At 48.3% G+C, this 13,820-nt stretch carries 11 protein-coding genes; 1 reads left to right on the top strand and 10 read right to left on the bottom strand.

The genetic code is table 11. The annotated features are described in order from the left end of the window. Nucleotides 1-5: 5 nt before the first annotated feature. From GC102_RS00430 to GC102_RS00410, 5 genes are all read right to left on the bottom strand, one after another. On the bottom strand, nucleotides 6-809 hold the full coding sequence (locus GC102_RS00430; protein WP_246320665.1) for a carbohydrate ABC transporter permease: 804 nt from the start codon (nucleotides 807-809) through the stop codon (nucleotides 6-8). 85 nt (nucleotides 810-894) lie between these two features. Next, a complete protein-coding gene (locus tag GC102_RS00425) occupies nucleotides 895-1,794 on the bottom strand; it encodes an ABC transporter permease (RefSeq protein WP_171687737.1) in 900 nt (299 codons plus the stop codon). A 72-nt stretch (nucleotides 1,795-1,866) separates the two neighbouring features. Further along, a complete protein-coding gene (locus GC102_RS00420; RefSeq protein ID WP_171687736.1) occupies nucleotides 1,867-3,462 on the bottom strand; it encodes a type 2 periplasmic-binding domain-containing protein in 1,596 nt (531 codons plus the stop codon). 205 nt (nucleotides 3,463-3,667) lie between these two features. Further along, the gene (locus GC102_RS00415; RefSeq protein ID WP_171687735.1) at nucleotides 3,668-4,762 is read right to left on the bottom strand and encodes a zinc-binding dehydrogenase; all 1,095 of its coding nucleotides are present in this window, start codon (nucleotides 4,760-4,762) and stop codon (nucleotides 3,668-3,670) included. Between the two features lie 44 nt (nucleotides 4,763-4,806). Next, nucleotides 4,807-5,568: a DeoR/GlpR family DNA-binding transcription regulator gene (locus GC102_RS00410; protein ID WP_171687734.1), complete on the bottom strand. Its 762-nt coding sequence runs from the start codon at nucleotides 5,566-5,568 to the stop codon at nucleotides 4,807-4,809. A 333-nt stretch (nucleotides 5,569-5,901) separates the two neighbouring features. Between GC102_RS00410 and GC102_RS00405 the strand changes: the two genes are divergently transcribed. After that, on the top strand, nucleotides 5,902-7,743 hold the full coding sequence (locus GC102_RS00405) for a right-handed parallel beta-helix repeat-containing protein (RefSeq protein ID WP_171687733.1): 1,842 nt from the start codon (nucleotides 5,902-5,904) through the stop codon (nucleotides 7,741-7,743). Between the two features lie 62 nt (nucleotides 7,744-7,805). On the opposite strand, the gene rhuM (GC102_RS39220) is transcribed toward GC102_RS00405, so the two are convergent. From rhuM (GC102_RS39220) to GC102_RS00390, 5 genes are all read right to left on the bottom strand, one after another. Then, nucleotides 7,806-8,018 carry a RhuM family protein gene (gene rhuM / locus GC102_RS39220; RefSeq protein WP_246320663.1) on the bottom strand — a complete coding sequence of 71 codons (213 nt, stop codon included), beginning with the start codon at nucleotides 8,016-8,018 and terminating at the stop codon, nucleotides 7,806-7,808. Further along, on the bottom strand, nucleotides 7,999-8,187 hold the full coding sequence (rhuM, locus tag GC102_RS39215; protein WP_376769337.1) for a RhuM family protein: 189 nt from the start codon (nucleotides 8,185-8,187) through the stop codon (nucleotides 7,999-8,001). The genes rhuM (GC102_RS39220) and rhuM (GC102_RS39215) overlap by 20 nt, the downstream gene beginning before the upstream one ends. A 57-nt stretch (nucleotides 8,188-8,244) precedes the next feature. Beyond that, nucleotides 8,245-8,433: a virulence RhuM family protein gene (locus GC102_RS39210; RefSeq protein WP_246320662.1), complete on the bottom strand. Its 189-nt coding sequence runs from the start codon at nucleotides 8,431-8,433 to the stop codon at nucleotides 8,245-8,247. Nucleotides 8,434-8,516: 83 nt separating this feature from the next. Continuing rightward, nucleotides 8,517-10,922 (bottom strand): restriction endonuclease-like protein, encoded by a 2,406-nt coding sequence (locus GC102_RS00395; protein WP_171687732.1) that lies wholly within the window; start codon nucleotides 10,920-10,922, stop codon nucleotides 8,517-8,519. Beyond that, nucleotides 10,894-13,641 (bottom strand): MrcB family domain-containing protein, encoded by a 2,748-nt coding sequence (locus GC102_RS00390; RefSeq protein ID WP_171687731.1) that lies wholly within the window; start codon nucleotides 13,639-13,641, stop codon nucleotides 10,894-10,896. The genes GC102_RS00395 and GC102_RS00390 overlap by 29 nt, the downstream gene beginning before the upstream one ends. Nucleotides 13,642-13,820: the final 179 nt, after the last annotated feature.

Raw genomic sequence — 13,820 nt, 5'->3', positions numbered from 1 at the left:
CCCTCCTATTCCTTCAGCGATCCGAGCATGGCGCCTTTTACGAAATATTTTTGCAAGAACGGATAGACGAGAACGATCGGCGCCATCGAGAATATAATGGCGGCAGCCTTGATCGTCGCGGGGCTGGACAGCACGCCGGAATCGACCGCGATGCTGTCCAATCCGGAATCGGCTGCGTTCGTCGCCACCATATTTTTGAGCAGCATCTGCAGCGGATACAGGTCCTTCGAGCGAAGATAAATCATGGCCCCGAAATAGCTGTTCCACGTCCCCACGGAATGGAAAAGTGCAATTGTCGCGAGAACCGGCCCGGATAACGGCAGCACGAGCCTGATGTAGATGCCGGCTTCTCCGCTGCCATCTATTTTCATCGCTTCGACGAGCTCGGACGATATGCCCTGGAAGAACGTTTTCATAATGAATACGTTATATGCTCCCACCGCTCCGGGAATGATGAGAGACCAGAGCGAGTTGATCATGCCTAGTTCCTTGACCATCAAATAGCTCGGAATAAGCGGCACCGGAAAGATAAACGTGACCAGTATCAGCTTCAGCAGCAGCTTCCGTCCCGGCATCGCCGGGCGCGTAAGCGCGTAGGCAAGCGCTGAAGTCATAATCAGGCAAAGCAGCGTCCCCAATATCGTGATATAGAGGCTCACCCCCATCGCCCGCCACATGGTTTTCATGTGCAGGAGCGATTCGTATACGTTCATCTGAAACCCTTTTGGCCATAGCACGACCAATTTGTTGTTAGCAAATTTCGGATCGCTGAGCGAAACGGATAGCAGATGAATCAGGGGGGAGACCATCGTAAAACACAACGCGGTGAAAAAGGCGGCGTTCACCCATTGAAACCATTTCTCCGAGCGTTGAATCTTCATTATGCGTATCCTCCTAGTAAATGCTTTCCCCGGTCGTTTTGCGGCTAAGCGTGTTCAGACCGACGACGAGAATGATGCCGACAAACGCCTTAAACAATCCGATCGCTGTCGTATAGCTGTATTGGCTGCCCATCAACCCGACGCGGTACACATACGTATCGAATACTTCGCCTGCTTCCCGGTTGAGCGGATTAAGGAAGAACAAAATTTGCTCGACGTTGGCATCGAGGACGTGGCCGATCCGCAGCAGCAGCAGTACGATGATGGCGGGCATGATCGAGGGAAGCGTAATATGCCAGGCTTGCTTGAAGCGCCCAGCCCCGTCCACCATCGCCGCCTCATACAGATTCGGATTAATGCCGGAGAGCGCCGCCAAATAAATAATCATCGACCAGCCTACTTCCTTCCAGATGCCGAGGCCGACCACCATCCCCATGAAATAACGGGGCTCCGTCAGGAAAGAGACAGGCTCCATGCCGAACAGGCCCAGCGCCCGATTGATGACTCCTTCATTGGCAAGCAGCTCGGTGAAAATGCCGCCTACGATGACCCACGACAAAAAGTGCGGCAAATACACCAGCGTTTGCGTCATGCGCTTGAACCAGCTTTTGCGGATTTCGTTCAGCAGCATGGCCAAAAGCAATGGGGCCGGAAAGCCGAAGAGAATGGAATACAGGCCGAATTTCAGCGAGTTTTTCAGCACTGTCTTGAATTCGGCATACTGAAACATGAATTGGAAGTGCTTAAAGCCGACCCATTTGCTTTCGAATACGCCTGCGAATATGTTATAGTCCTGGAATGCAATGACATTGCCCGCCAAAGGGATGTATTTGAAAATAAGAAAATGGGCAAGCGCCGGCAGCGCAAGCAGCAGCAGCACGATCGCATCCCGAGAATTGGCTTTTCGGAACAAACGGAAGTCTCCCTTCTGAAGAAAAGGGCCCTTTGCCTGCGTTCGCCGGAGGGCCCATTCCTTTATTTCACCTTATTTCTTGTTGAAGCTGTTGTACCAGTCTGTCGCTTCTTTGATAGCCGCGTCACCACCGCGTTTCTTCCACTCGGCAACGAAGGTGTCGAAGCCTTTGTCCAAATCTTCCTTGCCGACGACCATCTTGGCGAACCAGTCGTAGAACAAGCTGCCCGCCACAAACCCGGGGTTCAGCTCAGGACGGCCGTCCATTGCCTTGAGCGGCGGCATATACATCGCATCATTCTTCATGAGAACCGATTTGGCGTCGTCATAGCCCTTCAAAATTTTATCGCTGTTCGGCAGTACCTTAAGCGCAAGCGGATTGTTCAAGCCGTTCTCGCGGACGTTGATCGAGAGCTGGAAAAACTCTTTCTCGTTGAGCTGAGAGTTATTCGGCCCCTTCGGATCGAATTTGATCTGGCCGTTCTCTTCCGTGTAGTTGAAATCCTTGATGCCGTAAGCGAAAAACTTGTCGGCTTCCGGCGAGCTCCAAGCCCACTCGAGGAACTTGATGACTTCCTCCGGATTTTTCGTTGTCGCCGGAATGGTCCAAACGAAGTAGACCTGATCCGTCTCGGCCTGCAAGAAATTTTCCCCGCGCGGCCCCTTCGGCGGAACGGCCATCGTGATGGCGCCTTTAGGCTGGTTCGTGAACTCCTGCGCCGCGACGGCGGCGTATTGATACGTTGCGGCTCCCCACGCGGCGACAGTGCCTTTGGCGATGTCCGTTCCGCGGTCGCCCTGCTTCTTCGTAATAAAGTCCTTCTCGATGTAGCCTTTGTCATAAAGCTGCTTGTAGAACGCGATCGCTTCCTTCATTTGCGGCTGGATGATATCCGGCTCCAGCTTGCCGTTCCGCATATGCCACGTCCCCGGTCTGAGGCCGAAGGAGCCGGTGAACACATCGTTCCACGACATACCGTCCGTCAAGGAAAGCGCCCACGTATTGTTCGGGATGCCGTCGTTGTTGACGTCGGTCGTTTTGACCGCCTCGGCGAATTTCAAGAATTCGTCCAGCGTCTTCGGCACGGACATATTCACCTTGTCGAGGAAGTCCTGACGGTAGAACATGATCCGGTCGGCCGCCGCGCCGTTCAGTACCGGGATGCCGTATATTTTGCCGTTTTTGGTTACCTTCGGGCTTTTCCAGGCAGCCTCCGGAATTTTCTTCTTTAGGTTAGGCGCGTACTTGTCGATCAGCGGTCCTAGATCAAGAAATACGCCGCGATCGACGGCCCCTTGATGCACTTCCCAGTCAACGCTGGCGGTTCTGACCAGATCGGGCAGCTCGCCGGACGCGAAACGAAGCGCCAGCTGCTGGCGGAAATCGATGTCATGGCCCAAGAATTCATAGCTGACATTATACCCGGACAACTTGCTCAGCTCTTGGTAATACTTGGTTTTCTTGTCGTCCGGGCCTTTGGAGGCGAATCCCGAGTTATTATGGGATAACAGCACCTTGATGTCCTTGTTTACGGGTTTGGTGCTTGCGGCTCCTCCCCCAGAAACGGCGGGTTTGTCGGAGCTGTTCCCGCACGCCGCCAAGACGATACTCGAAAGTAAAACCGTCACAACTGATGTCGTTATCGTTTTCTTCGCTTTGTAAGCCACTTTGAATCCTCCTATTTTCATCTTTCTTTCAATAACCTTTACAAAATATTAATAAATATAAAGCGCTTTCTTCATTGCCCGCGAAAACATGTGACATCTGGAGTCACATGTTCTTGCGGGCAGTGTTTCAAATTTTCTCTCTATCGTGTACAATATAAGTGCATATATTTTTTTCTCTTGGGTACTGTGCTGTTTCATTGGTTGCTTACCATTGAAACGCCAGTACCGTTTTTTTCCACTGACGATGGGCGCTAGCCTCGTTCATGGCTTCAACAAAATGCTCGACTGCCGATACCCGGTGCCACTGCTCTGGCAGCAGCTGCCGCAGCGTAGCCTGGCAAGCCGGATTCCGCATAGCGTTTAATACTTGGATGAAATCCTCAGAAGAGCTCCGGCTGCTGCCGATTAACGTAATCCCTTTCTCCAGAACATCCCGCGTATTGATCGGAACGCGCTCCTCGGTAACGCCCATCATCAAAAGGACGCCTCCCGGATTGAGCAGCTCGATCGCCTGGTTAACCGCACTTTCGCTAAAGCGTCCGCCCGTGCATTCCACCGCAATGTCAAAGCCCGCTCCGTTACCGAAATCATAATTTTGCACCATCGCCCTGCTGGCAAACGAAAACTCGTTCAGCTTCTCTTCCATCGCGCCGAATACTTGAAGCCGGTCGCTGTTTAGCCCATAAACATGATGCAGCATCGCTGCGGTCAGAAAGCCGACCGGCCCGTCGCCGAAAACCGCTACCCGCTTTTTGGAAAGCAGGTTTTTTACCCGGCTCAGCGCTTGGCAAGAAACGGAACACAGCTCGGCCAGCACCGCGATGTCGTCAGGAATTTCGTCCGGTACCGGAATCGCGCATGCCGCAGGTATGACGAGCCGATTTTGGGCGATGCCGTCGGTTCCGCTGGCGAGAAAGTGTCCTCTGGTACAATATGTACTGCCAAGACCCTCCCGGCAAACGGGACAGCAGGTTTCCGCCGTCTTCCCGTCAAGCAAATAACCTGGGACGTTCGGTACGATCACGATCCGCTGTCCGGGAACAAGCTCTGCCGAATCACTGCGAACGACGTACCCGATTCCTTCATGGATGAGTGCCATCGGCAGCTTGCTCGCCATTGCCTCCTGCCTTCTCTGGCCGGTAAAATATCGTAAGTCCGCGTGGCAGATGCTGCCCAGCGCAGGCTCTATGACAACATGGCCTTTCGGAACCGGATGCTCCAGAATTGTCTCCTCTACTACCCCCGCTTTAATCAGCCGATAGGCCCGGGATCGCACGGTGTTATTTCCTTCCTCAAGCAACTATATCACCTCCTCTCATGCCGCCCGAGGAAATCATCCTTGTCTTACACCGTCACGACCTTTACTCCCTCATCGCGGAACGCTTTTACCTGCGCATCGGAAGACTCGACCCCCGTAATGAACTGATGCACCGAGCCGATCGGCACAACCTTGTGCAGTGACACTTTGCCGATCTTCGTATCGTCCGCTACGACGATAATTTCCTGCGCTGCTCTGATCATGCTTTGCTTGGTCGGCACGAGCTGTGCTTCCGGATGCGTAAGCCCGTATTTGGGATGGATCGCCGGCGTCCCGATAAACGCTTTCTGCACATGGAGCGTGCCCAGCGCATGGTCGGTGAACATCCCGTTCAGCATGAAGCTGGAGTGATACAGTAGCCCTCCCGTTACGATGACGGTAATGCCCGGCGCTTCCCGCAGCTCCGCGGCAATGTTGATGTCGTTCGTCACGACGGTTATCCGCGACCGGTTTTGGAGGTACTGGGCGATGTACATTGTTGTCGTTCCCGAGTCCAGAATGACATGATCGCCATCCTCGATTAAGGCAGCAGCCGCTTTCCCGATCCGCTGCTTTTGGTCAACTTGTTCATAGGCTCTTTCCGAGAAGGAGGCTTCTATGTTCGCCCCTTGATCGACCACGACCCCTCCGTGCGTTCTCCGGAGCAGCCCTTCAAGCTCGATCTCCGCAAGATCCCGTCTGATTGTCGCCTCATGAACTTGAAATTCCTTTGCCAGATCCGCTACTGTTGCAACCCTCTTCTGTTTAACGAACTCTACGATGCGCATTTTACGTTCGACAGCCAACATCGGCTTTTGCTCCTTTGCACAATAAATCGAGCCGTTTGTTCATTTTCACTCATTATTGTTCGTTTGTTAACATTAGATTAGCTTAGGGAAAAAGCAGTGTCAACAACTTTTTCCACATTGAACGTTCACTGAAATGTTTACATTTCCTTTATAAATCAAATACTCACACTCATTTATGCAAGCTTTACAAACATTTAAACCGAAGATCAACAGGAATATCTTGACAAATAAACGCGCAGAATATTAACATTATATTCGTATACACGAGCTAAAATGAGTAAATATTGTACTTTTTCGCGCAAAATATACTTATACTGAGGAGGTAGTTGAAGAATGAGCAACGAAGTCCATTCTCCACAACCAGAACCCGCAGCAAATCGTTCGATTAGCAGAAGAAAGCTGCTCGCAGCTATGGGGATGGCCGGCGCGACCGCAGTCTTGGCAGCTTACGGGAGAGGCGACAGCGCCCAGGCGGAAAGCGTGACGGAGGCCACTTATGGAAAATCCGGCAATCCTTCTCTGAAACCGAAAGATTTGATGAACTTATCCTATTGTATTCCTACTACGATTGCCGAACTCAGATTGAACGATCAACCGTCCACTTCCTTCACTTACTACGTCACTGACCAGGAGCAAGAAGGCTTTTTCTACTACGACCAAGCAGATATGCAAACCGCGGATAATACCGGTACCGTTCTCGTAAGCGTTTCAGGCGCAAGATACAAACGCGCGGTCGACGCTTATACCGTCAACGCCAGATGGTACGGCGCCAAAGGAGACGGCACGGCAGACGATACGCTCGCCCTGCAGTCAGCTCTGAATGAAGCGCTTCGCTGGCCTGCCGCGAACGTGATCGTTCCTGCGGGTACCTACCGAATGACGGCAGAGCTGTACATATTCAAAAACACCCATCTGAAAATGGATGCACAAACGGTCATTTTCCGCGGCCACGATGGCAACGTCATCCGCAACTACCGGAAGGACGATATTTTCTACGAATATGGCGGCAACGGCAATATTACGATCGAAGGCGGGATACTCGACTGCAACGCGACCAAGCAGCCCCGGGTTTGCAACGGCATTGCGCTTGCTCACGCAGAGTACATTACGCTCAGGAACTTGACAATCAAGGATACGCAAAGCGGACATGCTGCAGAGCTGACTGGCCTCCGTCATGTACTGATCGAGCGCTGCAAATTTATCGGCTGCATGTTTACGACCCAAACCTACGTCGAGGCTATTCAACTCGAGCCCGCATTGAAAGCGGGATTCGTAGGTCAAACGGCCGACCATACACCCACCCATCACGTTACGGTGAAGGACTGCTATTTCGGACCTAGCGGTACGCCCGGTACCGTTCCGTGGCCTTGCGGAGTAGGAGCGCACGGCGCTTATCCCGACGCCTATTTCGATCACATCATCGTCCGGGACAATGTGATGGAGAAGTCTACCTACTGGGCGATCCGTCCATTCAAGTGGAGAAAATCCGTCATTGCGGGCAACCATTTGAAAATGGTGGCCGGTGGCATATTCGTTTCCACGCCATCGGCAACTTCTGCCTCCTCTAAGGACGACAACGGCGTATTCCATCCGGTTCAGCCGGCCAGCACGATCATCATCGAGCATAACATCATCGACACCGCCTCCAATAACGGCATTTATGTCGAAGGGTTTCCGGAAGGCTGCGGCGAGAAAATCATTATCGCTAACAATATATTCAGGAATCTGGATGGCCAAGGAATCAGCTTGCGTTGCAATCACTGCGTTGTCACCGGCAACATTATCGAAAGCGTTAAAAAGAACGGCATTTATATGACGGACAGCAGCAATGTCATCGTCACGGATAACATCATCCGGGATACGAACTTCTACGGCATCCAAGCGAACAATGCGAAGCTGGCCGTCATCGCAGACAACTCGATCACGAATTCCGGACAGAACGGCGACAGTACCTACGACGGCATCGCGCTTACAGGAACGTGCGCGGAAGCCCGGGTCATCGGCAACGTCTTGCGCACCGAATCCGGCAAAAAGAAGCTGCGCTACGGGTTAAACGTCGCCGCAACCGTCAAACTGCTGACGCGTCTGCAGAACGACCTTCGCTGCGGGGCCATTAGCGGCAACCTGCAGGACCTGTCCGCCTCACCGAATACGTCATACGTGGATTTGGCATAGTCGGGTACGGCCCCACAAAAACAAAATGGAGGGCGGATGCCCTCCATTCTTTTGTTCAAAACCTACACACCCCTGTCAAGCAGACAGATGAAAAAAGCTACGCTGCCAGCGCGCACCGATACTTTCCCTGTGACTTGTCGTCTTTTATTGCATTTTTCGTATTCACTGGTTGCCAGCTTTTCGGCTATATCCTGAGAAATACTCCCTGCGTTAGTCAAAATCTCACGCTCATTGAACTTTAGAAATGAGTTCAGCTTATCTATCCAGTCCTTCATATACACTGGAGATTGCCGTTATATCCTTTAAACGTTCATCATCCATTGTAATCCCTTTAACAAGATACTCGTTCAGTCGCTCAGTAGCCCAACTCCTAAATTGGGTACCCCTATGGGAACGGACACGATAGCCAATTGAAATAATCATTTCCAAGTTGTAGTGTTTGATGCTTCTTTTTATTTCTCTAGATCCTTCAACTTGAACTTGTAAGTATTCCTTACAAGTTCAATCCTGATGAAGTTCGTGTTCTTCATAAACGTTCTTTATATGAAGGGTAATATTCTGCGATGTCGTTTGATACAACTCCGCTATGGCTTTCTGGGTCATCCATACGGTGCCGTTCTCGAGCTTGACATCTATTTTGGTGTTCCCATCTTCTGTCTGATAGATTAAAATGCCAGTCTTATTATCCACTTCCCAACAGCTCCTATTCCCATATAGCATCATACGTTCCCATTTTGCCATATAAAGAATCCGTGTTGTTATTTATCAAAAATCTACTCCAACCCAATCCCCAAAACCGAACTACCCAAATCCAAATGCTCCCGATCCAGCCTCACCTTCACCTTACCCACACGCCGCTTCTCACGCCAATCCCGCAATTCCTCCTCCGTCTCCAAACGCAGTTCAGAAACTTCCTTCGCCCTGCTAAGCATATAATCCGTCGTATACAAAATCCGATAAATCCCATGCCCCGCGGGTACTATAGCACTTTCTCTTCTAACCCACTCCTCCACCTCAAACACAACATAAAGCTCATCCGTCGCACCTCGACTAGAGGGAATTGCCGTTATCTCAGAGCGTGGAACAACCTTCCACGCCTTCACTCTTCCATACCATGAAATACCCGCTTCCTCCGCACCAAACAAACGAATTGACTGATACAAAGCGACGAATTCCAATCTCGTCAGGACCTTATGATCCGTAATATTCCGAAGTGGCGTATGGTAAAATCCATGCTCCAACGCAGCATCCAGTTGCGACTTCTTACTCAAAGCCCCAACCAAAACATTTTTCCCAGACAATTTATTCCCGTAGTACTCCTTCGTCCCTCGCGGTCTCGTCGTCCGTTCATAGGCTTTCTCCGGACTATCCATGATAATTTCGTCCAGGAACTTCTCCATCAAGCTCGTCGAATTCGGCAAAAATGGAAAAGCCCCAATATTAATAAGCTCCACACTTTTATAGAACTTATGCTGCTGGAACCGCTCCTCATCATGATAGGGAAACAACACATACGCCCCAAACATGCTCCGCTCGTACTCTTTCCCCTGACCCTCTGAATACACAATCGCATCCCGGTAGCGGTGCATCGTATTAATATCATCCTCTTCCGGCCCTGGCATCCGGTACCTCTCGAAGTAAGGCGTACCCTCATAAGCAGGATTAATGCGATATTTGGCATCGAAAATGTATTTATACTCCGCCGCGGCGTCGTTCTTTTTCAAAGTCAGGACATTATCTGGCCGCTGGGACAGAGTCGGACTCCGATCCCCTTTAGGCAGCGCATTATAAAACAGCGTAAAAATCTCCCCGTTCAACGGGTTTTTATACACCATCTTCGCCTGCTGGGACTTATCCAGTGTGACGAACAGTCCACTCCGATTGATTTTGATAATATCTTGTTTGAGCAGCTCATACTTTTTGCTTAAAAGATGATGAATCTTCAAGAAACACCAGTATTCATAGAGCTGAGCCAAGTCTTTCATCGATAATCGGAAAAGATCATTCTGAATCGACAAACCTTTTAACAACATTAAATAATAACGGTATACCTCTCGGTACCCCGAAGCCATTTGCAAAACCAGAGATATAGACAGCTGCCTCATTTCGCCAACATCCAAAAAATCATGCTGTAACAACCGCTGCACCTGACTCTGCATAAGATTAAGCTTCTTCGTAAGATTAGGATCTTCCACACGACTTTTTTGAGCTAAACGCGTTTTAACATCCTTAAGCTTCTGCCCAATGCGTACAAGCACCCATTTCACGAAGCGATTCTCAGCTGTATCATAATGAACATGGCGTCTAGTCTCAAGCAAATGAGTCGGTGTAAACCGCTGGCCCTCTACCTGAACGACCCCGTTCACCGGATCCTTGACTAATAGATGTGGGCGCTTGTTTAGGAAGGCAATGTTCTCTTTTCCGGCTCTTTTGACACGTGCAGCATCGACCAGACGATTCTCACTTTGAAGCTTAGAATGAGGAGATAGCTTGATTCTCTCAACAGCCTGCACAAGCTGCGTAAATACATGCTGCAAAATCGTAAAATACTCCGTCAAACTCTGGTGATTCGTTTCTTTTAACCCTGTCAGGTTGTACGTTTTACGTAGAAAATCGAAAGAAAGATTATAAATCTGTTCATTAACATCGTTAAGGATCATCTGATAGTCGTTCTTATAATCTATTTTCGATGGAAAAATCTCTAACTGGAGACGAAAAATAGCCTCACCATTCAATCGAAGCTCAAGTTCAGAGAGTCCCACTTCATTTTGAAAATTAAGAATCCCTGATAGAATCATCTTCCCCAGCGGCTTAATCGCCTGTCTCACATGGATATTGTCGTGGAAAAAAGTTAAGGCAATATCCGCCTTCTTTTCAATGACCAGTTCATAGGCCTGTGTTTCATAAAAAGTCGGCGAACACACATCGCCCGAACTCCAACTTGTCATCGCCCTGTGTCCATGAGAGAAAATAGAAATAGAATCTATGACCAACGAATCCACCAGCGGCGCAGCGTGAAAATGGGCATCTACCCACTCCTCATCCACATCACGATGGAGATTCAATGTTTCAACCGTGGGATGGAACGGCTTGCCCTGAATATAGAGATTGAACAGATTCGTCTCGATTCGCAGCAATTCCGTACTTTGATTAAGAGAGCCAGTATGAGGTAAAGCCATCTTCTTCTAACCTCCGTAGCATGAAGGCGATTTTCCTTGCGCTTTGTGGAGATTTGGACACTGCCAACGTCTCTGGAGAAAGATAGAGCTTAGAGGCATCCTCCATATACTCCGTAATAGGTAAGCTACGATCCTGAGCCACCTGCATCAATTGAAGCAAAGCTTTTTTCACAGACGAACTACTCCCTTGAATACGAGGCAAAATCTTCTGCAACAACTGCATATCGAATGCCGCTTCCTTACTGAGCAAAGCAAACCGATCATTATAAATCATGTAAAAACAGACCGCATCCCGGATCCGAAACCCTACGTGCGAATGAATCTGCTCCAAAATCCCATTGATCTTCACCAATAACTCAGTCGTCTCTTCCGTTAATTGCTTATAGTCACGATAAACATCAACCAATTGCAAATATTCGCTTCGCAATAATGAATTAGGAGGAACAGCAGCCCCTTCACTAGACGGTATCCCTTCACCCGTTGGATATTGACCAAGATCAATGTAATTAAACTCGATCGTATTGGCACGGTCTAATACCTTTTTGCTAAAAGGATGCGTCGTCTCATCCATATTCACCGTTCCAACGATGTACACATTATCTGGCAGATGTAGGTTGCCGTACACTTGCTTATCTGACTCATTTTGCAGGGAGTCTCTATGTATAAGCGGCGTAGTTACAATTCGATGGTTATCCCACTCTTGCGTCTCAAGCACACTCAGTAAATCACTGAAATAATGCTCAACCCTAGCCAAATTCATCTCATCCAAGCATATAAAATAGGGCTTATGCTGATTACTCGGCTTTGAAGCCTCAACCAACACCTCCGTTAACTTCCCTGGTCGAAAAACACCAGATAAATCCTTGTAACCCAATAGATCAGAAGGGTCGCTCCAATCCGGTCTGACTGGGATTAATGAGAATTGGCCGTTACTCGCCGTTGCTCCTACTGCCTCAGCGAATAACTTCACGAGCTTTGTTTTGCCAGTGCCAGAGACACCCGCTAGAATGACGAATGGCTTTGCTTTTAGGGATAGGAAGAAGTTCTCGATCCAGCGATCGGGATACATGAACCCTTTGCTTTCGATGAAGTTCTTGATCGTGGTTACTCGCTCGCTTACCGTTAGTGAATCCACAAGAGGTGTCTCCTCCCACTCTGTATACGTGTACTGCTGACCTGATTTGGTAATAAACTTCAAAATCTCTAGCCAGTTGAGCATAAAAATAGATCGTTGTTTTTGGGTAACTTCTCCCCAAGTCTGGAGCATACCTAGAGCATTGATAAACATTGGAGTGAAATGATCTAAGGTGAAAGATCCTAGCTCCTTACAAATCTCAATAGCTTTATTGATGCTTCTAGTAAGAGGAGTTTGTCCTTCAGCGTTATTTAACTGGTCGCGAACTAGTTTGATTTGCGTATCGCTTAAGACCCATTTATTTTCGTTAAAATGGTTTGCATACTCCTGACCTAAATCAGTTAATGAGAATTGGTTCTCATTTATAGATACTAAACCTAAATCTTGTAAGGCTCGTCCCAGATGCCTGACTCTCTCCTTTGGATGCTTTACATCATCTCCAGATAGCAGAACACTGCCCTGATTGGATATTAACTCATCTAATAAGATATTATTAGGCCCGTGATCATGTAGGTATTTTAAAATGCCTTGCCCGGCATATAAATGACTTATCGTATAGTTGAAACTGATGGATGACTCGGGCTCATCACTAGTGTTGAGCACCTTTTTTACATATTCATTGTAGTTAGTAACTGCATTGTTTAAGTCTGCAATTAGCTGTTCATCGTCAGGAAGATGCTCCAGATCGTAACGGTAATAAGCGACGGTGGATACCTGATAATCTTGGCCTAACCCACCAGGTGTTAAGTAGATGGCATCATCTTTGGTCATTCCCTCAAGTGGGAGTAGGCCACGTATTTCTTGAACTTTTTGTTTGAAATATTGGTAGGCTGCTGCTCTACCTTTTGTCTCATTAGGGATAGTTACCCCTTGATTGAATGTAAGGTAAACCGATTTCATATCTTCTGAGAATAGATAGACCAAATATTCCCCTTGGCGTGTTGTCTGGGTGATTCGTTTATCCATGACGGCAATCCACGGAATCGTAGCCCAATTGCCTTGTCCCACGGAACCGGTGATCTTTAATTCAGAGTGGATAAATGGTAATTTCCTTAGCTCGGTTGGTATCTGTTGTCTTACGAGATTTCCAAGTCTATGTCCTGCAAACGTTTCTCTTTTTGATGTTAGGTAGCTGGATAAAATATCGGAAAGTGCTTCTTTTATAGAGATGCTTTCTATCTGCTGATTATAATAGTTCTCTAACTCAGCTTGAGCGTAGGTATAAAGTTCACCTAATACATCTTCATTCCATGATTCGTATAGTTCTTTCCTAAAGCCGATAGATTCATTAGTTTGATCCAAAATGGAGGAGAGTGCTGAAATCGGTGTGGAAATAACTGACTGCACGTTATTAACAGTCAAGCTACTCCAACTCGTTCCCGCTTTCTCAGGTGGCTGGTCGATAATCAGGCCGTTTGACTCTCTCTCTTGAAGTAGCGAGAGGAAGCGTTGTTTTAAATTTAGTAGATAGACATCTTTCAGTCCGGTTGCTTGCATCTCAGTTAATAGTGCTTGAATTACCACCATTTTATAGGATTTTTGTTTGTTAGAAAATACGCCTGAAAGTTCTATAGGTAGAGTCAATTTGATCACCTTTTTGTGAAGTAGAGTTTCGAAAGAATTTATCTTAAACCTCGATGTTAGTTTTACTCATTCGACAAAAAGGGAATGAATGCCTGCTTTTCTAAGATTTAAACGATCCAGTGTAACAAAAGAGACTACCCGTTATGGTAGCCTCCTTTGTTATATTGGATTGTTTGATG

This window comes from Paenibacillus germinis, assembly GCF_013141785.1.
GTDB lineage: Bacteria > Bacillota > Bacilli > Paenibacillales > NBRC-103111 > Paenibacillus_E > Paenibacillus_E phytorum.
Note: the sequence above shows the minus strand (reverse complement) of the source record. Positions and strands in the feature narration are given on the sequence as shown.